Origin of the sequence: Cryobacterium sp. TMN-39-2, from assembly GCF_004402745.1 — a bacterium.
GTDB classification, from domain to species: domain Bacteria; phylum Actinomycetota; class Actinomycetes; order Actinomycetales; family Microbacteriaceae; genus Cryobacterium; species Cryobacterium zongtaii.
Genome location: NZ_SOFX01000004.1, coordinates 38,883 through 63,336 on the forward strand (window position 1 = coordinate 38,883; position 24,454 = coordinate 63,336).

The 24,454-nt window shown below is 68.3% G+C and carries 21 protein-coding genes; 2 read left to right on the forward strand and 19 right to left on the reverse strand.

All coding sequences use genetic code 11. The features are described from left to right. Positions 1 to 21 precede the first annotated feature (21 nt). The 12 genes from E3O57_RS01035 to recO all read right to left on the reverse strand — a co-directional run bounded on the left by E3O57_RS01035 (position 22) and on the right by recO (position 14,493). Positions 22 to 1,014, reverse strand: a complete 993-nt coding sequence (locus tag E3O57_RS01035) for a D-isomer specific 2-hydroxyacid dehydrogenase family protein (RefSeq protein WP_103480206.1) — start codon at positions 1,012 to 1,014, stop codon at positions 22 to 24. Further along, on the reverse strand, positions 1,011 to 1,940 hold the full coding sequence (locus E3O57_RS01040; RefSeq protein WP_103459748.1) for an ATP-binding cassette domain-containing protein: 930 nt from the start codon (positions 1,938 to 1,940) through the stop codon (positions 1,011 to 1,013). Before E3O57_RS01040 ends, E3O57_RS01035 begins: the two co-directional genes overlap by 4 nt. Before the next feature lie 5 nt (positions 1,941 to 1,945). After that, complete coding sequence (locus tag E3O57_RS01045; RefSeq protein ID WP_103459747.1) at positions 1,946 to 3,655, reverse strand: ABC transporter ATP-binding protein; 1,710 nt, start codon at positions 3,653 to 3,655, stop codon at positions 1,946 to 1,948. After that, positions 3,652 to 4,719 (reverse strand): ABC transporter permease, encoded by a 1,068-nt coding sequence (locus E3O57_RS01050; RefSeq protein ID WP_088456125.1) that lies wholly within the window; start codon positions 4,717 to 4,719, stop codon positions 3,652 to 3,654. Before E3O57_RS01050 ends, E3O57_RS01045 begins: the two co-directional genes overlap by 4 nt. Before the next feature lie 2 nt (positions 4,720 to 4,721). Continuing rightward, entirely contained in the window at positions 4,722 to 5,825 is a 1,104-nt protein-coding gene (locus tag E3O57_RS01055) for an ABC transporter permease (protein ID WP_088456124.1), read from the reverse strand. A gap of 91 nt (positions 5,826 to 5,916) precedes the next feature. Next, complete coding sequence (locus E3O57_RS01060; protein ID WP_103480205.1) at positions 5,917 to 7,545, reverse strand: ABC transporter substrate-binding protein; 1,629 nt, start codon at positions 7,543 to 7,545, stop codon at positions 5,917 to 5,919. 157 nt (positions 7,546 to 7,702) lie between these two features. After that, complete coding sequence (gene dnaG, locus E3O57_RS01065) at positions 7,703 to 9,562, reverse strand: DNA primase (protein WP_088456122.1); 1,860 nt, start codon at positions 9,560 to 9,562, stop codon at positions 7,703 to 7,705. Then, the gene (locus E3O57_RS01070) at positions 9,550 to 10,848 is read right to left on the reverse strand and encodes a deoxyguanosinetriphosphate triphosphohydrolase (RefSeq protein ID WP_241990256.1); all 1,299 of its coding nucleotides are present in this window, start codon (positions 10,846 to 10,848) and stop codon (positions 9,550 to 9,552) included. Before E3O57_RS01070 ends, dnaG begins: the two co-directional genes overlap by 13 nt. After that, on the reverse strand, positions 10,841 to 12,004 hold the full coding sequence (dusB, locus tag E3O57_RS19000) for a tRNA dihydrouridine synthase DusB (RefSeq protein ID WP_088456120.1): 1,164 nt from the start codon (positions 12,002 to 12,004) through the stop codon (positions 10,841 to 10,843). The genes E3O57_RS01070 and dusB overlap by 8 nt, the downstream gene beginning before the upstream one ends. A 209-nt stretch (positions 12,005 to 12,213) precedes the next feature. Next, positions 12,214 to 12,894 carry a DsbA family protein gene (locus E3O57_RS01080; protein WP_103459745.1) on the reverse strand — a complete coding sequence of 227 codons (681 nt, stop codon included), beginning with the start codon at positions 12,892 to 12,894 and terminating at the stop codon, positions 12,214 to 12,216. A 52-nt stretch (positions 12,895 to 12,946) separates the two neighbouring features. After that, complete coding sequence (locus E3O57_RS01085; protein ID WP_088456118.1) at positions 12,947 to 13,774, reverse strand: isoprenyl transferase; 828 nt, start codon at positions 13,772 to 13,774, stop codon at positions 12,947 to 12,949. After that, complete coding sequence (gene recO / locus E3O57_RS01090; RefSeq protein WP_088457987.1) at positions 13,771 to 14,493, reverse strand: DNA repair protein RecO; 723 nt, start codon at positions 14,491 to 14,493, stop codon at positions 13,771 to 13,773. Before recO ends, E3O57_RS01085 begins: the two co-directional genes overlap by 4 nt. 76 nt (positions 14,494 to 14,569) lie before the next feature. On the opposite strand from recO, the gene E3O57_RS01095 reads away from it, so the two are divergent. Both E3O57_RS01095 and E3O57_RS01100 read left to right on the forward strand, forming a co-directional pair. Beyond that, entirely contained in the window at positions 14,570 to 15,307 is a 738-nt protein-coding gene (locus tag E3O57_RS01095) for a trimeric intracellular cation channel family protein (protein ID WP_088456117.1), read from the forward strand. A gap of 111 nt (positions 15,308 to 15,418) precedes the next feature. Then, the gene (locus E3O57_RS01100; protein ID WP_206750285.1) at positions 15,419 to 16,126 is read left to right on the forward strand and encodes a hypothetical protein; all 708 of its coding nucleotides are present in this window, start codon (positions 15,419 to 15,421) and stop codon (positions 16,124 to 16,126) included. Between the two features lie 78 nt (positions 16,127 to 16,204). On the opposite strand, the gene leuA is transcribed toward E3O57_RS01100, so the two are convergent. From leuA to E3O57_RS01135, 7 genes are all read right to left on the reverse strand, one after another. Then, complete coding sequence (gene leuA / locus E3O57_RS01105) at positions 16,205 to 17,971, reverse strand: 2-isopropylmalate synthase (RefSeq protein WP_103431755.1); 1,767 nt, start codon at positions 17,969 to 17,971, stop codon at positions 16,205 to 16,207. Positions 17,972 to 18,127: 156 nt separating this feature from the next. Beyond that, a complete protein-coding gene (locus E3O57_RS01110; protein ID WP_103480203.1) occupies positions 18,128 to 19,504 on the reverse strand; it encodes an FtsX-like permease family protein in 1,377 nt (458 codons plus the stop codon). Next, on the reverse strand, positions 19,501 to 20,262 hold the full coding sequence (locus E3O57_RS01115) for an ABC transporter ATP-binding protein (RefSeq protein ID WP_103459742.1): 762 nt from the start codon (positions 20,260 to 20,262) through the stop codon (positions 19,501 to 19,503). Before E3O57_RS01115 ends, E3O57_RS01110 begins: the two co-directional genes overlap by 4 nt. A gap of 123 nt (positions 20,263 to 20,385) precedes the next feature. Beyond that, complete coding sequence (locus E3O57_RS01120; protein ID WP_103480202.1) at positions 20,386 to 21,075, reverse strand: response regulator transcription factor; 690 nt, start codon at positions 21,073 to 21,075, stop codon at positions 20,386 to 20,388. Further along, positions 21,068 to 23,011 carry a sensor histidine kinase gene (locus tag E3O57_RS01125; RefSeq protein WP_241990257.1) on the reverse strand — a complete coding sequence of 648 codons (1,944 nt, stop codon included), beginning with the start codon at positions 23,009 to 23,011 and terminating at the stop codon, positions 21,068 to 21,070. Before E3O57_RS01125 ends, E3O57_RS01120 begins: the two co-directional genes overlap by 8 nt. Positions 23,012 to 23,112: 101 nt before the next feature. Beyond that, complete coding sequence (locus E3O57_RS01130) at positions 23,113 to 23,997, reverse strand: ketopantoate reductase family protein (RefSeq protein ID WP_165788013.1); 885 nt, start codon at positions 23,995 to 23,997, stop codon at positions 23,113 to 23,115. Between the two features lie 126 nt (positions 23,998 to 24,123). Next, positions 24,124 to 24,454: HNH endonuclease signature motif containing protein (locus tag E3O57_RS01135; RefSeq protein ID WP_134456544.1), on the reverse strand; the 331-nt coding region annotated here is incomplete at its 5' end.

The following is a 24,454-nucleotide window of genomic DNA, read 5'->3' on the forward strand; positions in this document are numbered from 1 at the left end:
GCACCAAATCCGAGTGGACGCTCAGTACCCCGCAGCGGGGTCGACAACCCCGACAAACGGCCCGTTTCCCAGCAAAGCGGCCACATTGAGCCGAATTCTCTCGGCCAGAAGCGGCGCGGTCATCTCGGGCGTGTCGGCCATGTGCGGCGTGATGAGGCACCGGGGCTCACTCCAGAGCGGATGCCCGTCCGGCAGCGGTTCCGGGTCGGTGACGTCGATGGCCGCGCCCGCGAACGTGCCGGCGGCCAGAGCGGCCACGAGCGCGTCGGTGTCGACCAGGGGGCCTCTGGCGATGTTCACCAGGTGGGCGGTCGACGCCATCAGGGCGAGTTCGGCCCCGCCGAGCAGGTGCCGGGTGTCGCCGGTCAACGCGGCAGCGACCACCACGATGTCGGCCAGGGGCAGCTCCGTATTCAGCTGCCCCACCGGCACGGTGCGGGCGGCTCCCGGCACGGGCTCCGAGCTGCGACGCGCCACCACGATGCGGGTGCCGAACGGTTCGAGCAGCCGGATCAGTTCACGGGCGATGCCGCCGGCCCCGATGATCAGCACCGACCGGCCATAGAGCGATGCTCCGGCGGGCACCGAATTCCAGGACCGCGCCCTGGCCCGCACGGGGAGCACCCTCAGCGACGCCAGGATCAAGGCCAACGCGTGTTCGGCCACCGGTTGGGCGTAGGCGCCCTTGGCACTGGTCACGAGCAGGTCGTGCCGCTGATGCCGGGAGAGAATGTCGGCGAAAGCGTCGACACCGGCCCAGGGCAGCTGCACCCAGCCGATCTGGGGGTTTTCCGCCAGCACCTCCTCGAGTTCCGCGGCGCGGGCGTATGACAGCCAGATGAGTCCCCGGGTGTCCGGTGACAGCGGGGCGACGACTCCCCCGGCCGACGCGACGGCGCCGGCGAAGAGAGCGTTGTCCTCGGGCAGGATGGCTACCGGACCGGCCGTCGGCCGCCATCCGCCCGGGTCGCGCTCGGGTTCGTCGGAGAGGACCGCGCGGTGCTGCCCGGTCATGCCTCCGGGCTCCGGTCGGTGTCGGCCCCGACATCGTGCGCCGGGGAATCCAGCACGGTGGAATCCGAAGCTGTGGAATCCAGCACGGTGGAATCCAGAGCTGCGCCGTCCAGCGTCAGCGCCGCCGCGAGTTCGACGACGTAGGGATGCCACGGGTTGTCGAAGACCTCGTCGATGGTGCCCAGCCCGACCAGGACGCCCTGGTGCATGACCCCGATCCGGTCGGCGACCCGACGGAGCACGCTCAGGTCGTTGCTGATCAGCACGGCCGAAAAGGCACGTTCTCGTTGCAGCTCGCCGATCAGGTCGATGACATCGTCGCGCACCAGGGCATCCACGCCCGCGGTGGGTTCATCGGCGATGAGCAGCGTCGGCCCGAAGACCAGGGCCCTGGCCAGTGCAACACGCTGGCGTTGGCCGCTGCTGAGCTCATAGGGGTACTTGCCCAGCACCGAGAGCGGCAGGCGCACGGCGTCGATCATCGTCGCGACGAGGGTCTCCAACGCCGCTCTGTCGTAGCGCCGATCGCGTTCGAGGACGGGTTCGGCGACGATGTCCGCCACGGTGAGGCTGGCGGGGAGGGTGCTCGCGGCATTCTGGGCGAGCATCCCCACGCCGAAGGTAAGCCTGGCGAGTTTGCGTCGGCCGATGCGCCGCAGCGGGTAGCCGAGCACCGTCGCCTGCCCGCCGGTGATCTGCGCGCGCACGTCACCGTGGCCGGTCCCGGAGTCCGCCCCGGAGAGCACCCGGGCGATCGTGCTCTTGCCCGACCCGCTCTCGCCCAGCAGTCCGAGGACTTCCCCCCGGCCGAGGGTCAGGGTCAGTCCGCGCAGCGCCACGAACGCGGGGCTGGCGCCGTGGCCCGGGTATTCGACGGTCAGGTCACTGGCAACGATCGGATACGGATCTGCTTCGACGCGTCTCATGACTTCTATCCTGCCGCACGCAGCCTCCGGAGTTCGTCCCGCCGCTTCGCCTGGGCGGCCGGATCGGGCACCGGCAGCGACGCGAGAAGCCGCTGGGTGTACGGGTCCCGGGGCGATCCGAGCACCTGGGCGCCGGTGCCCTCCTCGACCAGGCGACCGTGGTAGAGCACGGCGATCCGGTCGGCGAGGATGTCCACAACGGCGAGGTCGTGGCTGATGAAAAGGGCCGCGAAGCCGAATTCGCGCTGCAGCTCCGCGAAGAGTTCCAGCACCCTGGCCTGCACAGACACGTCCAGCGCTGAGGTCGGTTCGTCCGCGATCAGCAGGGCAGGTTCCAGCGCCAGGGCCCTGGCCAGGCTGGCCCGCTGGCGCTGACCCCCGCTGAGCTCGTGCGGGAAGCGGTCACCGAAGGCACGCGGCAGCTGGACGGCCTCGAGCAGTTCGTCGACCCGTGCTCGCGCGGCCCGGGGGTTGGCGGCCCTGCCGTGTACCACGAGGGGTTCGGCGACGCAGTCCGCAATGGTGAGCAGCGGGTTGAAGCTGGAGGCCGGGTCCTGGAACACGAAGCCGATATCGCTGCGAAGGTGCTTGAACCGGCGCTCCTTGAATCCGTTCATCTCGTGTCCGAGAACGGTGAGGGACCCGTCGGTGACCCTGGTGAGGCCGGCGATGGCCCGGCCGATGGTGGTCTTACCCGACCCGCTCTCCCCCACCAGGCCGAGCACCTCGCCCGGGCGGATCGAGAAGCTCACTCCGTCCACGGCCACAAAGCCCGGCCGGCCGAGCCTGCCGGGGTATTGGATGCGCAGGTTGTCCGCGACGACGACGGGGGTTTGTGCGGCCCACTCCGGGGAACGGGCCTCGGCCCGCTCCGCCGCCCGCACGACCCCCTGGCCCACATACGGCACCGCTGCGAGTAGCTTCTGCGTGTACGGATCCTGGGGTGAGCTGAAGAGGGTCTGAGCGTCGGCTTCCTCGACGACCTTGCCCTGGTACATCACCGCGACCCTGTCGGCGAGGTCGGCCACGACACCCATGTTGTGGGTGATCAGCACGATCGCGGTCCCGAACTCGTCGCGGCAGCGTCGGAGCAGGTCGAGGATCTCGGCCTGCACGGTCACGTCGAGCGCGGTCGTGGGTTCGTCGGCGACGATCAGGCCCGGTTCGAGGACCAGGGCCATGGCGATCACCACCCGCTGCTTCTGACCGCCGGAGAACTGATGCGGGTAGTAGTTGACCCGCACCTCGGGGTCGGGGATGCCGACCCTGCCGAGGATCTCGATGGCCTTCTTCCTAGCGTCGGCGCGGCTGACGGTGCCGTGCGCCCTGATGCCCTCCATGATCTGCCAGCCGACGGTGTATACCGGGTTCAGCGCCGTGGACGGCTCCTGGAACACCATGGAGACGTCGGTGCCGCGCACCTGGCGCAGGCGCTGGCGGCTGAGCGCGATGACGTTGTTCTCACTCGCCCCATCCCTGCTGGTGAGGATCACGGCGCCCTCGGAGACCGCGGTCTCCGGCAGCAGCCCGAGGATGGTCTTGGCGGTGACGGTCTTGCCGCTGCCGCTCTCGCCGACGATGGCGAGGACCTCGCCGCGGCGCACGCTGAGAGTGACCCCGTCGACGGCGCGAACGGCGCCGGCATCGGTGGAGAAGGACACGCCGAGGTCGTCGATCCTGAGGATGGTCTGCTGGTCGGTGCGGATATCGCTCATGAGGTGGCCTCGCCGTCGTTGGTGTGGAGGGGGCCGCTTTCGAGCCCGCCGAGACCGCCGGGGCCGGCGGTCAGGGTACCGCCGGGGACCACGGAGGTCTCGGCGACCAGGCCGGCGTTGGCGCCGACCGCGCGGCGGCCGCGCAGTCGTGGGTCGGCCAGGTCGTTGAGACTCTCGCCGACCAGGGTGATGCCCATCACCACCAACACGATCGCGAGCCCGGGGAACAACGAGGTCCACCAGATGCCGCTGGACACGTCGGAGATCGCCTTGTTGAGGTCGTAGCCCCATTCGGATGCGGCGGTCGGTTCGATGCCGAAACCGAGGAAGCCGAGTCCGGCGAGGGTGAGGATCGCCTCGGAGGAGTTGAGAGTGAAGATCAGTGGCAGCGTTCGCGTGGCGTTGCGCAACACGTGCCGCACCATGATCCGGATGTTGCCGGAACCCAGCACCCGGGCGGATTCGACGTAGGCCTCGGATTTGATCCGCACGGTCTCGGCCCGGATCACCCTGAAGTACTGCGGGATGAACACCACGGTGATCGAGATGGCTGCCGCCATGACCCCGCCGACGAGGTCGGATTTGCCGCCGGAGATGACGATGGACATCACGATGGCCAGCAGCAGCGATGGGAAGGCGTACACGGCGTCACAGACGACGACGAGCACGCGGTCGAGCCAGCCGCCGAAGTACCCGGACACCAGGCCCAGGAACACGCCGGCGAAGATCGACAGCAGGACGGCGACCACAATCACGAACAGGGCCGTCTGGGCACCCCAGAGCACCCTGGACAACACGTCGTAACCGCCGACGGTGGTGCCGAACAGGTGTGCGCCACCTGGCGGCTGCTGGGCGCCGAAGACCCCGTCCGGACCGCGCAGCTGGCTGTAGCCGTACGGCGCGACCAGCGGCGCCAGGATGGCGGTGAGCACGAACAGTGCCGTGATGACCAGGCCGGCCACGAGCATCCCGCGTTGCAGGCCGACGCTCTGGTGGAGCTGGTGGATGATGGGCAGGCGGGCCAGGCGGCTGGGCCGGCGCGGCGGGGAATCGATCCGGGTCATGATCAGTACCGCACTCTCGGGTCGATCAGCGCGGCGATGATGTCCACGATGAAGTTGGACAGGGCGACGATGACGGCGAGCAGGGCGACGATGCCCTGGACGGCGACGAAGTCTCTGGCCTGGAGGAATTCGGAAAGCATGAAACCCAGCCCCTTCCACTCGAAGGTGGTCTCGGTCAGCACGGCGCCGCCGAGGAGCAGGGCGATCTGGAGGCCGATCACCGTGATGATCGGAATCAGTGCTGGCCGGTACGCGTGCTTCCGCACGAGCCTGAATTCGCTGACCCCGCGGGACCGGGCGGCGTCCACGTAATCGGTGCCCAGGGTGCCGATCACGTTGGTGCGGACCAGGCGCAGGAAGACCCCGGCGGTCAGCAGACCGAGGGCTAGGGCGGGCAGCACCGCGTGGGTCAGGACGTCGACCAGGATCGCCGGGTTGCCGGTCTGGATGGCGTCGATGGTGTACAGACCGGTTTTGCCCGGCAGCAGCTGCATCTGCAGCTCCGAGCTCGTCGAGGCCCGGCCGGCGACAGGCAGGACCTTCAGCCAGACGGCGAAAATGAGCTTGAAGAGCAGGCCGGAGAAGAACACCGGGGTGGCGTAGCAGAGGATTGCGAAGATTCGCAAGGACGCATCCGGCGACTTGTCCCGCCAGTACGCGGCGACCATGCCCAGCGGGATCCCGACGATGAAGGCCACCAGCAGGGCGTAGAACGCCAGCTCGGCGGTGGCGGCGCCGTAGGTGAGGAGCACCTCCGAGACCGGCCGGTTGGTGCTGATCGTGGTGCCGAAGTTGCCCGTGAAAATCTGGCCGAGGTATTCGACGTACTGCACCAGGATGGGCCTGTCGTAGCCGGCCGCGGCGACCCGCTCGGCGAGCTGGTCGGCGCTCAGCCGGCCACCGAGTGCCGCGGTGATCGGGTCACCCGTGGTGCGCATCAGCCAGAACACCATGGAGACCAGGATGAAGATGGTCGGGAAGATCAGCAGGAAGCGGATCACGATGTAGCGGATGATGCCGCCGCCGGAACCCTTTTTCTTCGGTGCCGTCGTGGTGGGCTGTCGCCCGGCCGCCGGGGCCGCTGGCGTTGTCGCTACAGTCGTCATTCCTACCTCACTTATGCAAACGAAAGACGGGGGCGTTCGGCGCGTAGTCGCCTGAACGCCCCCGTCGTCTAGCTAGGTGAAACCTGCGAGCCTAGCCCTTGGCCAGGGCTGCGTAACGGAACTTGAACGACGCGTCGAGCGTGTCGCTGGCTCCCGTCACCGTCGTCCCGGTCACGGCGACCTGCGCACCCTGGAGCAGCGGCACCGTCGACAGCTGGGCCGCGACCTTGTCCTGGATCTGTTCGAGGAGCGCGGTGCGCGCGGCGGGGTCGACCGTCACGGCCTGCTGCAAGATCAGGTCGTTGACCTCCTGGTCGACGTAGTGGTTCTTCAGGAAGTTCTCCGTGAGGAAGAACGGCGTCAGGTAGTTGTCAGCGTCGGAGTAGTCCGGGAACCAACCGAGCTGGTACGCGGGGTACACGTCGCTGGAACGGTCCTTGGAGTACTGCACCCACTCGGTGGTCTGCAGGTTCACCGTGAACAGGCCGCTGGACTCCAGCTGGTCCTTGATCAGCGCGTATTCGTCACCGGACGAGGGGCCGTAGTGGTCGTTGCTGTACTGCAGGTTGAGCTCGACGGGCTCGGTGACGCCGGCGGCCGTGAGGGTCGCCTTGGCCTTGTCGGCATCCGGAGCGCCGTTGCCGACGCCGTAGAGGCCCTTGAGGGACTCGGTCGCACCGGTCAGGCCGGCCGGGACGTAGGAGTACAACGGGGTGTACGTGCCCTTGTACACCTGGTCGGCGATCTCTTCACGGTCGACGAGGTCGGCAACCGCCTGGCGAACGGCGAGGGACTTGGCCGCGTCGGCGTCGGCTGTGGTGGCGCCGAACGGCTGGGTGTCGAAGTTGAAGGTGATGTAGCGGATCTCGCCGCCGGGTCCGTCGACGACCTCGACGTTGTCGTTGCCGCGAAGGTCTTCGATGTCTGTCGCGGACAGGCTGCGGAACGCCACATCGATGCCGCCCTCCTGGACCTCGAGCTTGAGGTTGGACGAGTCGGCGAAGTACTTGACGTTCACGACGTCGGTCTTCGCCGCACCCAGGAGACCCTCATAGTCGGGGTTGGCCTTGTAGCCGATGAGGTTGTTGAAGTCGTAGCTGGTGATGACGTACTGTCCGGCGAACGCATTGGCCTTGACGATGTCGTCGTCGCTGGTGAGCTCGGTGGCCGAGAATGACTCTTCGTCCACGATCGGGCCGGCCGGGCTGGACAGGATCTGGGGGAAGATCTGGTCGTCGGGGGCGAGCAGGTTGAACACGACGGTGGTGTCGTCCGGGGTGTCGACGCTTTCCAGGTTGTACAGCAGCGAGGAGGGGCCGTTGTCGGCGGCGATCGCCAACTGACGGTCGAAGGTGAACTTGACGTCAGACGAGGTCAGCTTGTTGCCGTTGGCCCAGACCAGGTCGGGCTTGAGGGTGACCGTGTACTGCGTCGGCGCGGTGAACTCGGCGGAGACCGCGATGTCGGGTTCGACGTCGGGGCTGCCGTACGGCGTGTTCATGAGGAACGGGAAGACCTGGTTCTGCACGGCGAACGAGCCGTTGTCGTACGAGCCGGCCGGGTCAAGGGTGGTGACCTTGTCGGTGGTGCCGATGGTCAGCGGAGCGGCGCCCGCCTCCTCGGCGGTGGAGCCTGCACAGCCGGCGAGCACGAGTGCTGCGGCGGCGAGACCGGCGGTGACGCCGACGGCGCGGCCGCGCCTGGTGGGTTCAAAAGCCATAGTCGAATGCCTCTTCCTCAAGGTGTGGGTGTCTTGGTGAAACCGAATATCTGCGCTCAGACGCAGATATGCGTTGCTGTAAACCAAGAATTAGCACACTCTGCGCGTCAGACGGCCATTCTGCAATGCATCTTAATAGACCCGCAATATAAGCCGGCTACTCGACCCGGAGGTTGCGCCGTTCGGCTTCGACCCGCACGAGCTCGCGCTGAATCGCGACATAGACCTCACGGTTGGTCGCATCGGCCCGTTGCAGGCGGCCGAGCAGTTCGGCCTTCTGCCGCAGCAGGTCCTTCTCGATCAGCACGATGGTGATGTCTCGCACATAGCGGGTGACCTCGCGCTCGGTGCGCTCAGGCAGTGGGGCCATCGCCAGTTCGGTGACCAGGTTCGCCAGCGGAGCCGGGGTCTCTGCGACGACCCGTTCCAGCCAGTCCGGAGCCGCGGCGTGCGGCAGGGCGGCGGCCACGGCGTCCCGGACGACCGCGAGGGTGCTGTTGGTCATGCCGGTCGACACCGCCCGCTGCACGAGGTCGAGCCCGACGAGAGTCGGATGCTGCAGCATCGCCATCAGCGCGTCGCGCTCGATCCGGGTGACCGGGTCCTGGGGCAGGTCGGCGAGGGCGAAGAGGCGCTCGCGCGGGGCCGGTGCCGGTTCTCCCGCCCGGCGAGGTGCCTCGAGGGGCGCGGTGCGGGACCGCGCCTGGGCCGAGCTGACGGCGCGGGACACCTCACCGAGGTCCATTCCCAGCATGCGGGAGAGTTCGTGGGTGTAGCCCGGTCGCAATGACGGGTCCCGGATGTCGCTGACCACCGGGGCGGCCGCGCGCAGGGCGGAGACCCGGCCTTCGACGGTGTCGAGGTTGTACTGGGCCAGAAGCTGGCGGATCATGAACTCGAACATCGGCTTTTTGGAGTCGACCAGTCGACGCACGGCGTCGTCTCCGCGGTGCAGCCGCAGGTCGCACGGGTCGAGCCCTTCCGGGGCGACGGCCACGAAGGTCTGGGCGCTGAACCGTTGCTCCTCGGCGAAGGCCCGCACGGCGGCTTTCTGCCCCGCGGCATCAGGGTCGAAAGTGAAGACGACCTCCCCGACACCGCTGTCGTCGCCGAGTACCCGGCGCAGCACCTTGATGTGGTCCACACCGAACGAGGTTCCGCAGGTGGCCACGGCCGTGGTCACGCCGGCCAGGTGGCAGGCCATGACGTCGGTGTAGCCCTCGACGACCACCACCTGGTGGTTGCGGGAGATGTCACGCTTGGCCAGGTCCAGGCCGTACAGCACCTGGGCCTTGTGGTAGATCGGGGTTTCGGGTGTGTTGAGGTATTTGGGGCCTTTGTCGTCCTCGAGCAGCTTGCGGGCGCCGAAGCCGATGGTCTGCCCGGTGATGTCACGGATCGGCCAGACCAGGCGGCCGCGGAACCTGTCGTAGATCCCCCGGTCCCCGGCTGACACCAGGCCGGAGAGGGTGAGTTCCTCGGTGCTGAAACCACGGCCGCGCAGATGTTTGGTCAGCTCGTCCCAGCTTTTCGGCGCGAAGCCGACGCCGAACCGTTCGGCGGCCTGAGCATCAAAGCCACGGTCGCCGAGGAAGGTGCGGCCCACCTGGGCCCCCGGGCTGCCGAGCTTGTCGATGAAGAACTCGGCGGCGGCCTGGTTGGCCGCGTACAGCCGCGCCCGGTTGGTGTGGTCAGGGGCCTCGGCGCCGCCACCCTCGTAGTGCAGTTCGATGCCGGCCCGGCCGGCCAACCGTTCCACAGCCTCGCTGAAGCTGACATGGTCCATCTTCTGCAGGAAGGAGTAGACGTCGCCGCTCTCTCCGCAGCCGAAGCAGTGGTAGAACCCGACCTGCGGACGCACGTGGAAACTGGGGCTGCGCTCGTCGTGGAACGGGCACAGGCCCTTCATCGAACCGACCCCGGCAGATTTGAGGCTGACATAGTCGCTGATGATGTCGGCGATGTTGGTGCGGGACTTGACCTCTTCGACGTCGCCCTGCCGGATCAGTCCTGCCATGCGGCACCGGTCCGAAGCGTGATCCCGGCGGGTTCACGGGTCAGGTGCAACCGGCGCTGCAGGGCGATCGCGCTCTGATCGGTCAGGCTGGCCACCTGGTCGACGATCACGCGTTTGCGGGCCGCGTCGTCCGCGGCAGCCACCCAGTCCTCCCGGAAGCCGGGGTCCAGGTGCTCGTCGCCCGTCGCCAACAGCGTGTCCGCCAGGTAGGTGAGTGTTTCGCGTTGCTCGATGTAGATCGGCTGGCGCACGTGGGTGGACATGACGAACGCGGCGACGATGCCCTTGAGCACGCCGATCTCGGCCTGGACCTCCCGCGGGACCACGACGTGGGCGGCGAACCTGATGAGATGTCGGTCGGGGTAGGCCGCTCTGGTGGCCGAGACGGCCGCGCCGCTGAACCGGCCGATGAGCTGGCTGGTCAGGTTCTTCAGACGGCCCTGGTCCCGGCGGCCTGCGTTCCAACCGTGCAGCCATACGTCGAGGGCGTCGAGCCTGTCGAAGGCGGCGATGAGTTCGTCGTGGCTGAACTGCCCGCCGGTCCACTCGTACATCGAGGTGACCAGGGCGGCGTGATCGCTGCGGCTGCTGAGCAGTTCCACGTCGAGGTAGCCGTTGACCACGGCGTCCTCGAAGTCGTGCACCGAGTAGGCGATGTCGTCGGAGAGGTCCATCACCTCCGCCTCGACGCAGAGCTGGCGTTCCGGTGCGCCGTCGCGCAGCCATTCGAAGGCCGCGCGGTCGTCCTCGTAGAAACCGAATTTGGCGCGTCCGCTCGGGTCGGCGACCGAGGAGTCGGCTGCCCACGGGTACTTGCAACTGGCGTCGAGGCTGGCGCGGGTGAGGTTGAGTCCGAAGCTCGCGCCGTTGTCTCCGAAAACCTTGGGTTCGAGCCGGCTGAGCAGGCGCAGGGTTTGCGCGTTGCCCTCGAAGCCGCCGATGTCGGCGGCCCAGGTGTTGAGGGCCTTCTCGCCGTTGTGACCGAACGGCGGATGCCCGATGTCGTGCGCCAGGCACGCCGTATCGACGATGTCGGGGTCCAGGGCCAGGCGCAGGGCGAGCTCCCGGCCGATCTGCGCGACCTCGAGCGAGTGGGTGAGGCGGTTGCGGGCGAAGTCCAGACCGGCGGCAGGGCTGAGCACCTGGGTCTTCGCGGCCAGGCGGCGCAGGGCGCTGGAATGTAGCAGCCTGGCCCTGTCGCGGGCGAAGTCGCTGCGGCTGGAATCATGCTCTTCAGGTCGGAACCTGGCCTCGTCGTGAACGCTGTATCCGGTCTGATTAACCACCGCTGGTGTCCCCCTCGCCCTCCGTGAGATTGCTGCGCTCTGCGCCGACGATGTCGCGAGACTCGAGCCAGCGTTCGGGCAGGGAGGTCTTCTTGGGGCTGCCGGCCCGGCCGCGCTGGCCCTCGGCCCCGATGCCGGGATACGGCTGGTCGGGGTCCATGGTCGCCAGGAGCTCGTCCAGCTGCTCGAGCGACACGACGGAGGCCAGGCTGGCGCGCAGGTCACCGCCGACGGGGTAGCCCTTGAAGTACCAGGCCACGTGCTTGCGCACATCGCGGCAGGCCCGTTCTTCGCTGTCGAAGAACTCGGTGAGCAGCTCTGCGTGCCGGCGGAACGCATCCGCGACCTGGCCGAGGGAGGGTTCGGCCTTGAGTACTTCACCGCGGAAGGCCGCCGCGAGGTCGCCGAACAGCCACGGACGTCCCAGGCAGCCACGGCCGACGACGACGCCGTCGCACCCGGTCTCCTCGATCATGCGCAGAGCGTCGGCGGCGGACCAGATGTCACCGTTGCCGAGCACGGGCACGCTGGTGATGGTGTCCTTGAGGGTCTTGATGGCGGCCCAGTCGGCGTGGCCGGAGTAGTAATCCGCGGCGGTGCGGGCGTGCAGCGCGATCGCGGCGACGCCGGCGCCCTCGGCGACGCGACCGGCCTCGAGGTAGGTGAGGTGGTCGGAGTCGATGCCCTTGCGCATTTTGACGGTCAGCGGGATCGTCCCCGCGGCCGTCACGGCGGCCTCGACGATCTCCCGGAACAGGGTGATCTTCCACGGCAGCGCCGCTCCCCCGCCCTTGCGGGTGACCTTGGGCACCGGGCAGCCGAAATTCAGGTCGATGTGGTCGGCGCGGTCCTCGGCGACGAGCATGGTGACGGCCTCTGAGACCGTCTTCGGGTCGACACCGTAGAGCTGGATGGAGCGGGTCTTCTCGCTCTCGTGGTGCGTGATCAGCCGCATGGATTCCGGGGTGCGTTCGACGAGCGCCCGTGAGGTGATCATTTCGCTCACGTAGAGTCCGGCGCCGTATTCGCGGCAGAGCCGGCGGAACGCCGTGTTGGTGATGCCGGCCATGGGTGCCAGCACCACGGGCACATCGAGTTCGATGTCGCCGATTCGTAGCGGGGACACCGGGCTGATCGTGGAAGTGGGAGTGTTCATCTCATCCAATTCTCCCAGACCTGGCCGGGCATGGACGCCACGTTCGTTCGACGGTGGAAAACCGTCGGCCGGCCGGGCTGAAACGTCGGACGGCTAAATGCCGCAGGACCCGCCGCCGCAGCATCCGCCGGCGTCGGGCTGGTCGAGCAGCTGGATGATCGGACGCAGCACCGGGGTGGTCGCAGTGTCGGTCGCGGTGGTGGTCTCGCTCATGCGTGGGTCTCCTCGGTTGCGCGGGTGTCGGTGTCGGTCCGCTCGCTGCGGACCTGGCGGAGGGCTTGCGCAAAGGTATCAGGGTCCTGTGCGCCGGAGATGCCGTATTTGCCGTCGATCACGAAGAAGGGCACCCCTTGGATGCCGTACTCGGTGGCCTGGGCGACATCGGCCTTGACCGCGGCCAGGTACTCGTTCTCGGTGAGGGAGCGCACCACGTCGGCGCGGTCCAGGCCGACCGTGGCGGCGAGGTCGGCGAGATCCTCGATGCGGCCGACGTGGCCGCCGTCGACGAAGTACGCCTTGAGCAGGCTCTCCTTCATCTCCAGCTGCAGACCGTGCGCCTTGGCGTAGTGCAGCAGCTCGTGCGCCTTGATGGTGTTGGTCTGGTGCACCGAGTCGTAGTCGTAGTGCAGGCCGACACTCTCGGCGATGCCGGTGACCCGCTCCAGCATCTCGAGCACCTGCGGCACCGGGATGCCCTTGCGTTCGCTGAGGTAATCGATCGGGCTGCCCGCGAAATCGACGGGGGTGTCCGGGGCGAGTTCGAAGGAGTGGTACTCCACCTCGACGTCGTCGCCGAATGCGGCCACGCCGGCCTCGAACTTGCGTTTGCCGATGTAGCACCAGGGGCACTGCACGTCGGACCAGATGTCTACTTTGATGGTTTCGCTCACGTGGAGGCTAACTCGAGCGGACCCTCCAGTTATTCCCGCGTACCCGGAACGGTCAGGCGGTGGGCGTGTCCACGGCGCCGCCGTAGCGGCGGTTGCGGGCGGCGTACAGCTCGATGGCGTGCCAGAGGTCGACGCGGGTGAAGTCGGGCCAGAGGGTGTCCAGGAACACCATCTCGGCGTATGCGCTCTGCCAGAGCAGGAAGTTGCTGGTGCGCTGCTCACCGGAGCTGCGTACGAACAGGTCGACGTCGGGCAGGTCGGCGGTGTACAGGTGCCGCTGGATGGACTTCTCGGTGATGCCGGACGGCTTCAGCCGGCCCGCGGCGACGTCCTCGGCCAGGGCCCGCACGGCATCCGCGATCTCGGTGCGGCCGCCGTAGTTGACGCACATGGTCAGAGTCAACACGTCGTTGCCGGCGGTGAGCTTCTCGGCGAACTGCAGCTCGTTGATCACCGAGGCCCACAGCTTGGGCTTCCGGCCGGCCCAGCGCACCCGCACGCCCCAGTCGTTGAGCTGGTCGCGACGGCGGTGCAGGACATCCCGGTTGAAGCCCATCAGAAAGCGCACCTCGTCGGGTGAGCGCTTCCAGTTCTCGGTGGAGAACGCGTACACGCTGAGGTGCTTGACGCCGATCTGGATGGCTCCGGCGACCACGTCGAGCAGTGATGCTTCACCGGCCTTGTGGCCCTCGACCCTGGACAGGCCCCTGGCGTTGGCCCAGCGGCCGTTGCCGTCCATCACCACGGCCACGTGTTCCGGCACGGCCTTGGCGGGCAGCGCCGGCGGGTAGAGCCCGGTCCAGTCGACGGGCTTGAACGGCACCGCGTCCTTGTGGGTGAAGGGGGTGCTCGAGGAGGAACGGAAGGGATTCGGCGTCATGGGCGCACGTGCTCCAGTGATCGGAGGCCGCGGCCGAGGTGCCACTGCGTGTATGCGGCGACGACCCCGGTGGCCTGGGCGTGGGTGGTGTCAGAGGCATCGGCTGTGAAGGCCCAGTCTCCGGTGAGCAGGGCGCTGAGCAGGGCGATGGTGTCGGGGTCGAGGCGGGGCGAACCCGGGGCGGCGCAGTTGTCGCAGACGATGCCGCCGACCTGCGCCACGAAAGCCGAATGCGGGCCCGGCGCGCCGCAGCGGGCGCAGTCGTGGAAGCTGGGCGCCCAGCCGGCCATGGACAGTGACCGGAGCAGGTAGGAGTTGAGGGTGGCGCCGGAGCCGTGCTCGTGCCTGGACAAAGACCGCAGCGCCCCCACCAGAAGCAGGTATTGCTGCAGCGATCCCTCGGATTCGGTGAGCTTATCCGCGGTTTCGACCATGGCGCTCGCGGCGGTGTAGCTGCCGTAATCGGCGGTGATGACGGCCCCATACGAGCCGATCGATTCGGCCTGGTTGACAATGTCGAGGCTGCGACCGATATAGAGCTGCACGTCGACGACCATGAACGGCTCGAGCCTGGCACCGAATTTCGACGCCGTACGGCGCACGCCCTTGGCGACAGCACGCACCTTGCCGTGCTGGCGGGTGAGCAGGGTGATGATGCGGTCGGCTTCGCCCAGCTTGTGGGTACGCAGCACGACGGCTTCATCACGGTAAACGGGCACGGTCAATTCTCCCACTCCGGCGGACGGATGCCGACGCCCGCGCCGGAGGTCATGCGGGCCGTGGTAGATATTGACGGTGCCCACTCCCCTCTTCGCCATTCCGCTCTGGATCGACCTCGTCGCCGTCGCCATCGGCGCGATCCAGGGGGCGATGTTCGCGGGCCGGTTCACCGACCGCCGGATGGATCTGCTGGGCATCTCGATCATCGGCATCACGGTGGGCCTGGGCGGCGGCCTGCTGCGCGACATCCTGCTCGGCGGGGTGCCGGCCGCGCTGCTGAGCAACTGGTACCTGCCCGTCGCGGCGGTGTTCGCGCTGCTGGGCATGCTGTTGCAGAGCCTGTTCAACCGGCTCGGCCCGCTGATCATCACCCTGGACGCCGTGACCATCGGCCTGTTCGGCGTGATCGGCACCACCAAGGCGCTCGCCGCCGGCCTGCCGGAGATTCCCGCCCTGTTCGTCGGGGTGGTCTCCGCTGTGGGCGGGTCCGTGCTGCGAGACATGATGCTGAACGTGCCCATCGCCGTGATGCACGTCGGCTCGCTGTACGCCGTCGCCGCTCTGGTGGGCTGCGGGCTCCTGGTCACTCTTGTGGTGCTCGAGGTGCCGATCACCGCGGCGGCAATGATCTGCGTGGTCACGACCACGGTCATCCGGGTCCTCGCAGCCCGATTCGGCTGGACCCTGCCGCAGCAACGGGCCATCGGCAGCTGGCCGCACTGGCGCCGACGGGGTTCGATCCAGCCGTTGCGGTTCTGGCCACGGCGCCGCACCCAGGCGCACCCCGAGCCCACCGTCACGGCTGACCGCTGACGCGTTCCGGAGCGTTTTCTGAGCATTTGTCATCCGGACCGGTTTTGGCCTCGCCTTTCCCCCAATCTGGGGTCAGTATTGAGGCACAACCACGTCGCAGGGAGGTACTCCATGAAACGATACGAGGGCACTGCGCCCGAGCTGTTGCCTGTCCTTTCCCGGGGCAAACACAAGTCCCCACGCAGCGGAGCGTGCTTCATGGAATTCGCGTCGCACCTGTCCGGTGAGGCGTGGAGCGACCATCCAGCGTGCACACATCCGGTCGTGGCCTCGCTGGCACGCATGGTCAACGACTGCACCTCCGATGACGCCAGATCCCGCCTGATGATGCTGATCCCGTCCGTGATCGGACTGCGCGGCGACGACCAGCGGGTCCGTCTTGTCGTGGCCCTGCGGGCCGCGACGGCCGGTCTGCCGGTGGTCAGCGCCGATCACCAGCGGGCCCTGGCCGTGGGCATCCTCAACTGTCAGCGTCACCTGGCGCGGTCGTCGGAGGGAACCCCGATCGATGTGTCAGAGCAGGTACGTGCGGCATTCGACAAGGCGCCGCAAACCGAACGCTGGGCGCGCGAGTTCATGGGTTCGGTCGGGTCGTGGTCTCGTACCCGGTTCACCGACCGCACCGCGGAGTCGATCATCCGCATCACGGTGCAGGGCATCGCCGAGGCGTGCATTCCCGACACCGATGAGCGTCTCTACGCACTGTTGGCCCAGGCGATCGATGACTGCACGGCGGTGCTGGGCAAGCCGGACGGCGAACCAGTGCCGGTTCCTCAGCCGCTCACACCCAGCCAGGCCCGACGGGCCATGCGGGTCTGAGCCGTACACAGGACGGCGCAATACGCAGGATGGCCCCGGCCGCGACGAGAGTCGCAGCCGGGGCCATCCGCGTGCAGGTCAGACGGTCGCCAATTCCCGATCGCCCGCTTCGGCCCGGATGCCGCGGTTGACCGCCGACACGACGGCCTTCAGTGATGCCGTCGAGATGTCGGGGTCGATGCCGACGCCCCAGAACCGCTTGCCGTTCACGTCGAGCTCGACGTACGCCGCGGCCGAGGCGTCTCCGCCGGCGGCCATGGCGTGCTCAACGTAGTCGTACAGGGTGATCGTGACGCCACGGTCCGCCATGATGCCCAGGAACGCGGCGATCGGGCCGTTGCCTGTCGCCGTGGCCGGGGCGACGGCGTCCGAATCGCGCAGGTCGACGGTGAGGTCTACCGCGCCGGCCAGGTCGCTGGAGGTGCGGGTGGAGAACAACTCGAACCGGCCCCACTTCGCATCCGGGTTGGTGTGGTTGGCGGGCAGGTACTCGTCGTTGAAGATGTCCCAGATCTGATCACTGGTGACCTCGCCGCCGTCGGTGTCGGTCTTGGCCTGCACGACGCCGGAGAACTCGATCTGCAGCTTCCGCGGCAGGTCCAGGTGGTGGTCCGTCTTGAGCAGGTAGGCGACGCCGCCCTTGCCGGACTGCGAGTTGACCCTGATGACCGCTTCGTAGCTGCGGCCGAGGTCCTTGGGGTCGATCGGCAGGTACGGTACGGCCCAGACCAGGTCGTCGACGCTGGCCCCGGTCTCGGCCGCTTCGGCGGCCATGGCCTCGAAGCCCTTCTTGATGGCGTCCTGGTGGGAGCCGCTGAAGGCGGTGAAGACCAGGTCGCCCGCCCAGGGGCTGCGTTCGGGAACGGGCAGCTGGTTGCAGTACTCCGCGGTGCGCTTGACCTCGTCGATGTTGCCGAAGTCGATCTGCGGGTCGATGCCCTGGGTGAACAGGTTGATGCCCAGGGCGACGAGGTCGACGTTGCCGGTGCGTTCGCCGTTGCCGAACAGGCAGCCCTCGATACGGTCGGCGCCGGCCAGGTAACCCAGCTCCGCAGCCGCGATCGCGGTGCCGCGGTCGTTGTGCGGGTGCAGCGACAGGATGACGTTCTCGCGGTGGGCCAGGTGCCGGCTCATCCACTCGATGGAGTCGGCGTAGACGTTGGGCGTGGCCATCTCGACGGTGGCCGGCAGGTTGATGATGACCTTGCGCTCCGGGGTGGGCTCGAAGATCTCGATCACCTGGTTGGAGATGTCCACGGCGAACTCCAGCTCGGTGCCTGTGAAGCTCTCCGGCGAGTACTCGTAGTACACGGCGGTGCCGGGAACCGTGGCCTCGAGGGCCCGGCAGGTCCGGGCGCCGAACAGGGCCAGGTCGATGATGCCCTGCTTGTCCTCCCGGAACACGACATCGCGCTGCAGAACACTGGTGGAGTTGTACAGGTGCACGATGGCCTGTTTGGCGCCGACGATGGACTCGTATGTGCGACGGATCAGGTGCTCACGAGCCTGGGTGAGCACCTGGATGGTCACGTCGTCGGGGATCGCGCCGTCGTCGATGAGACTGCGGACGAAGTCGAAGTCGGTCTGGCTGGCCGACGGGAAGCCGACCTCGATCTCCTTGTAGCCCATCCGCACCAGCAGGTCGAACATGATGCGCTTGCGTTCGGGGCTCATCGGGTCGATGAGAGCCTGGTTGCCGTCTCGCAGGTCGACGGCGCACCAGCGCGGTGCGACGGTGATGCGGTTGGCCGGCCAGGTGCGGTCCGGCAGGTCGACGCTGAACTGGTCCTGATACGGGCGGTACTTGTGTACCGGCATAGTCGATGCGGCCTGATTGTTCTTCATGGTCTAATCTCTCCTCGCGAGTGGTGGTCAGCCGACGACAAACTCCGCGACGAGTGAGGCCTCAGATTAGGACTCGTCGCGGCAGCTAAGGAGGAGCAGACCGAACAGCACACAAAGAGGCTAACACCGATTGCCGAAGAGTTCCTCAGCATCCGCTCAGCCGGCGGCCAGGGCGGTCACCGGGGCGACGGACACCGCGCGCCGGGCGGGCACGATGGTCGCAGCGACGGCCAGGACGGCGGTCCCGGTCACGCTGAGCACCACGAGCAACCAGGGCACCGCCGGTGTGACGAACCCGATGTTGGCCACCGTGCCGAACAGCGACTGCGCGGCAGCCCAGCCGTAGACGACGCCGAGGGCCAGCCCGAGGGCGACCGCAGCCACGGTCATCTGCAGGCTCTCGGCCAGGATCATCCTGCGCACCTGTCCGCCGGTGAAGCCGAGCGCCCGCAGCAACCCGATCTCCCTGGACCGCTGGAGCACGCTCAGGGCCAGGTTGTTCACCATGCCCACCGCCGCGATGAGGGCACTGAAGCCCACCAGCACCGAGATCACCGCCAGGCTGATGCCGACCATCTCACTGATCGCTGCGCGCACCGACGGGTCCTCCATGGCCAGCGCCATCATCTTCTCGAAGGTGGCCCCGGCGACGGCGAACATGGTGATCAGCGTCACGCCGATGACCAGGCCGATGGTGGCCCTGGAGCTCCGCTCCGGATGCTGCTGCGCGTTGGCGGCCGCGAGCCTGGACGGTGCGTTCGAACCCAGCAGACGACCCACGAGGCCCAGGACGGGCGGCATGATCAGGTGCGAGCCCAGCACGAGCCCGCTGAAGGACAGCAGCCCGCCTACCAGGCCCAGCAGGACACCGTACTCACTGATCTGGCCCACGACGACACCGCCGGCGAGGAACAGGACCCCGGCCACGATCAGCAGCACGGCGACGATGTTGCGGGCCGGACGTCGGACCGTTTCCTCGAGCGAGCGTTCCTGGGCGGCGCCGACGGCCTGCATCGGACTGACCGAGAGCACCCGGCGCGAGCCCACCCAGGCCGCGCACCAGGTGGAGAGCACCACAACGAGGACGGGAAGCGCCAGGAGCGGCTCGATCAGGCTGTACCGCAGGTCAGGCAGCGTGCCGGCGGCCACGGCTATCCACAGTCCGATGCTGAGAAGCACCGTTCCCACGACCGCGCCGAGGACGGCGCCGACGGCACCGACGAGAAGGCCTTCCTTGGCCACCGCGCGGCGCTGATCACGGGCGCTGGAGCCGATCAGGCGCATCAGGGCGATGGTGCGGGTGCGGCCGGCGATGATCGTCGCGACGGTGTTCGTGGTGACGATCGAACTGACGTACACGGCGATGGTGATGAACAGGACCGCCACGATTGACAGTGCCGAGCGCACCGCCCCGATGTCGGAAACGTCGTCACCACTGATCACCGTGGCGAGCACGCTGGTGACCTGCAGCAGCACCACGCCGAAGGCCGAGGCGAGGCCGGCTACGAGCAGGCTTGCACCGCGGCCGCTCATGCGCGCTGCTCCATGCCGAGCATGATGCGGGAGATGTCTTCGGCCGAGGACCGTTCCCGGTCTTCGACCAGGCGGCCGTCGGCGAGGAAGAGGATCCGGTCGGCGAAGCTGGCCGCAATGGGGTCGTGGGTGACCATGGCGATGCTCTGGCCGTAGCCGGTGCTCGCCGCCTTGAGTAGGGCCAGCACCTCCCGACCGCTCCGTGAGTCGAGGTTGCCGGTGGGTTCGTCGGCGAACACCAGTTCAGGCCGGGTGGCCAGGGCCCTGGCGATGGCGACGCGCTGCTGCTGTCCGCCGGAGAGCTCGTGCGGCCGGTGCGTGAGCCTGTCGGCCAGGCCGAGCGAGTCGATGAGCTGCTCGATCCAGTTGTTCTCGGTGGTGCTCGGCTTCCGGCCGTCCAGCGCGAAGGGCAGCAGGATGTTGCCTCGCACGTCCAGCGTGGGTACGAGGTTGAAGGCCTGGAAGATGAAGCCGATCCGCCGCCGGCGGAGGACCGTCAGTGCGGCGTCATCCAGGGCGCTGATCTCGGTGTCACCGAGCCAGGCCTGGCCGGCGCTCGCCGTGTCCAACCCCGCCATGATGTGCATCAGGGTGGACTTGCCCGAGCCGCTCGGGCCCATGATGGCGGTGAACTGGCCCCGACGGATGCCGATGGACACGTCGTCGAGGGCCGTCACCGACGTGGTGGCGGAGCCGTAGATCTTGCGCAGGGAGGTGACTCTGGCCGCGAGGCCGAGTTCTGACGGTGAATTTTCCATGTTTCCACGGTACGAATCCGGTGCCAGCGGCCGCATCGGGCCCCGGGTGTAATCAGCGGGGCCGGACGGATGAGTGCCGGCGGTGCCGGGTCATCCGCTGGGCGGTTACCGGGTGGAGCAGAGCTACTGGGTGAGGCGGTGCTGAAAGGCGAAGACCACGAGCTGCACCCTGTCGCGCAGCGAGAGCTTGGCCAGGATGCGGCTGATGTGAGTCTTGACGGTGGCCTCGCTCAGGAACTCACCTGCGGCGATCTCGGCGTTGCTCAGGCCGAGGGCGGCGAGGGCGAAGATGTCCCGTTCCCGGCTGGTCAGGGTGGTGTACGCCACCGGCACCTCCTGCTCCGGGGCCGGAGCGTCGAAGTGGGCAAAGAGCTCGCGGGTGGCGGAGGCGGCGATGACGGCGCTGCCGGCGTGCACGGTGCGGATGGCCGCGAGCAGGAACTCCGGATCGGCGTCCTTGAGCAGGAAGCCGCTCGCCCCGCCGCGGATGGCCCGGCTGGCGCTCTCGTCGAGTTCGAAGGTGGTGAGCACAATGATCCGCGGCGGGGTCGTTCCGGCCAGGGTGGCGGCGGCGATGATGGCCGCAGTGGCGTCGATGCCGTCCATCACGGGCATGCGGATGTCCATCAGGATCACGTCGGGGAAGACAGCGGCGGCCATGGTGACGCCGGCGGCGCCGTTGCCGGCCTCTCCGACGAACTCCAGATCGTCCTGGGAGGAGACCAGCATGCGGATCCCGGCCCTGAAGAGGGCCTGGTCGTCGACGAGGGCGACCCGGATGCGCGGAGTATCCGCCGGGTGGACGTCACTCATGGGCGTTCTCCGTTGGTCGGGGCGGGGCCGGGGTCAGCACGGTGGGCCGTACCAGGGCACTGGTGGTGATGGCCGGCAGGCGCGCGGCCACGATGAACCGGCCGCCGATGGGCTCCGCGGTCAACGAGCCGCCGGCGAGGAGCGCCCGTTCGCGCATGCCGGGTAGTCCGTGGCCGAGTACACCGGATGCGTCAGCGGCCGGGCTCGGTCGCACCGCGTTGTCTATCGTCACCGCAACCCATCCGTCCGTCCAGGCGAGGCTCAAATATACCGCCCGACCAGCGTCACCGTGCCGGAGGGCGTTGGTGAGGGCTTCCTGCACGATGCGGTAGACGGCCAGCTGGGCGCCGGAGCCCAGGGTGGTGGGTGTGCCCGTGGTGGTCCACTCGATGTCGAGCCCGGTGCTCTGCATCTGCGCCACCAGGCGGTCGAGGTCGGCGAGCACGGGTTGCGGTCCGTCGGCCGCGTCCTGGCGCAGACGGGTGAGAAGGATGCGCACGTCGCCCAGGGCGTCCCTGGCCGTGGTCGAGATGGTAGTCAACGCCTCGTCGACGGCCTCGGGGTTCGCGGCACGCGCGTACCGGGCCCCGTCGGCCTGGGCGATGACCACGGCCAGGGAGTGGGCGACAACGTCGTGCATGTCGCGGGCGATGCGGTTGCGTTCCTGCTCGACGACCACGCTGCGCTGCGCGACGCGCTGTTCCTCCACCGCTCGATGCTGGCTGAGCCGGCCCGCCCTGGCGGTCTGCCAGGTTCGCATGAGTAGTCCGAGGGTCCAGGAGAGACCGAGCACCGCGACGCTCGCGATCAGGGTGGCCACGAAGGACCAGACCAGGCCGGCCGCGTTGCCTTGCGCGAGTGCCTCGCCGATGGAGAGCGCGCCCTGTTGGATAACCGCGATATAGCCGGCGGCGAGCACGGCGCCGATCCCCACGGAAACCAGGCCGACCCAGCGCAGCATCCTGTCGCCGTAGGCCGCCGTGGCGTACAGAACGGCCAACACCGCGAAGTTGCCGGTCAGCACCGGCAGCCCGGCCAGCATCTGGGCGAGGGCGCTGACCCAGGCGATCGTCAGGGCCAGGCCCGGTGACAGCCGGCGCACGGCCAGGGCGGCCGTGAAGCCGACCAGCACGAGGAACGACACGATGCCATTGCCGGCATCGATGATGAGGCAGAAGAGGGAGAAGGTGACCGCGATTCCGACGTCGACGGTGACGGTGCGCCGTGAGACCGGGCGGAAGACGAGCCGGCCGCCGGTGCGGTCACCGAGCAGAGCGCTGAGGGGGCCTCGGATCGGGACGCCCATCGTCACCGTGCCCGTCGGTGCGCCCTGCGGCAGCATCAGCCAGGTCTCCAGGGTGAGGGCATCTGCCTCGACCGGCCCTGCGGCGCCACGGCGATCGGCCCGGCCCCGAACCACCAGCGCCAGCGCCCAGCCGCCTACGAGAGCGAGGGCGGCCAGGAAACCGCCGGTGAGCCGAAATCCGAGGTCGCCGAAGAACCGGAGTGTCCCGTCCAGGTCCTGCGCCCCCTGCATCGACAGAGGCAGCAAGAGGAAGACTGTGACGAGCATGCCGAGGAGGAGCCCCGCGGCCAGGCCGACGAACCTGACCCAGCGCCGCCCGTGGAGTCCGGCGCCCCAGACCGCCAGGCAGCCGGAGGTGAGCAGCAGCGGTACGGCGCCCGGCCCGCTCAAGTAGCCGGTTCCGGCGGTGACCACGGCCAGTGTCGCGACAGCGCCGATGGTCAGCCCCAGCAGAGGGGCGAAGCGGGACAGGCCCACCGCGATCGCGAACATCCAGACCGCCAGCAGTGCCGCCGATTGGCCCGCCCAGAGGGCCGGGATCCCCCACACCAGGGCCACAGCCAGACCGAGCGCGGGTTCAAGTGCCCAGCGGTGCGGGGCGGCACGCGTGAGAAACCCTGGAACCGGCATGGTTACAGCGTAGGGCTCCCCCAGCGCCGCGTCCGGGTTCCGGCCACCAGATCATCCCGGCGTCCCCGGGAAGTCATCCCAGCGATGTAGCCGTTCCGAAGTCATCTCGCAGTGAGGTCCGCCAACAGCCCATCCACGGCGGCGGTGTCCGCACCGAGACTGCGACCGCGGCGGGCGAGGGCTCCCCCGATGGCATCCAGCTCGCTTCGCTGCCCCGCCTCCAGGTCGTTCTGCAGCGACGAGCGCATAGACGCCGGCAACGCGGCGAGGGCCGTGGCCAGCTGCCCGGCGTCCGTGGGCACGCCGTCCAGGCTGGCGACCCGAGCCACGTCGGTCAGCACCGCGGTCGTCAGTGCGGCGTCGCGTTCGAGGGCGGCGCCGATGGGCAACCGCCAGTACGAGGTGAGCAAGGCCATCGGGGCCAGAAAGCGAAATTTGGCCCAGAGCACCTCTTGGTCGGTGCCGGCCACCGTGACGTCGAGTCCGGCCTTCCGCCACGCCGCGGTGATGCCGGAGTCGGCGGCGTTGGCCGGAACGGTGAGCCGAAGGAACGGGCTGCGATGCTCGATCACGGTGGGGCTGAGCCTCGTCGATTCGACCGCCACCGAGGCTCCGGCGACGAGGGCTCCCGGCGCGTGGTCGCGGAGGATCGCCAGGTGTTCGATGCCGTTGAGCAGGGATACCACCTCAGCGGGCCGCGCCTGAGCGAGCGAGCCGATCACGGCGGGGAGTGCGAAAGCCTTGGTGGCGAGGATGACGTTGGCACCGTCGGGTATCTCGGTGACCGCGGTGATCCTCGAGACACCGTCGCCGAAGTGCGGGCTGTGGATGGTGAGTCCCTCCGCCGCGATCGCTCGAGCGGTCTCCGGTCTGGCGACGGCAACGACCTCGACGCCGGCGCGGTCCAGCAGCGCGGCGAGCAGGCCGCCCACGGCCCCGGCGCCGACAACGGCAATGACCGGCTCAGACATTTTTACCTGCGACATGTTGACTCCTTCGATCCAGGTTCCGGCGCCCAGATGGACCGTGCCCGACACCATTCTGGCAAAGTCGCGGCAGCGACAGCGGCAGGGTCGGCTGCAGAGTCAGTCCTCACCGCCCGGGTGCCCCAGTCATTCAGTGTGGGGTGGCCGTCGGGTTTTGGGGTCGTGGGCCCGGTGTTGGGGTGGTTTTCGCCAGGTGGCGGTGGGGTCGATCCAGTGTGGGGCTTTGACTTCGGGCATGCCCAGGACCATGCGGATGTGCCATCCGGAGGTGTCGATGTTGTGGTGGTGATACCAGCACAGCAAAACCCCGTTGCTGACGTTGGTGGGGCCGCCGTTTTGCCACGGTGTCACATGGTGCACTTCGGTCCATTGCGGTGGGCAGGTGCAGCCCGGGATGATGCAGCCGCCGTCTCGGGCGGTGATCGCCCTGCGTTGCAGCGGGGTGAAGCAGCGGACT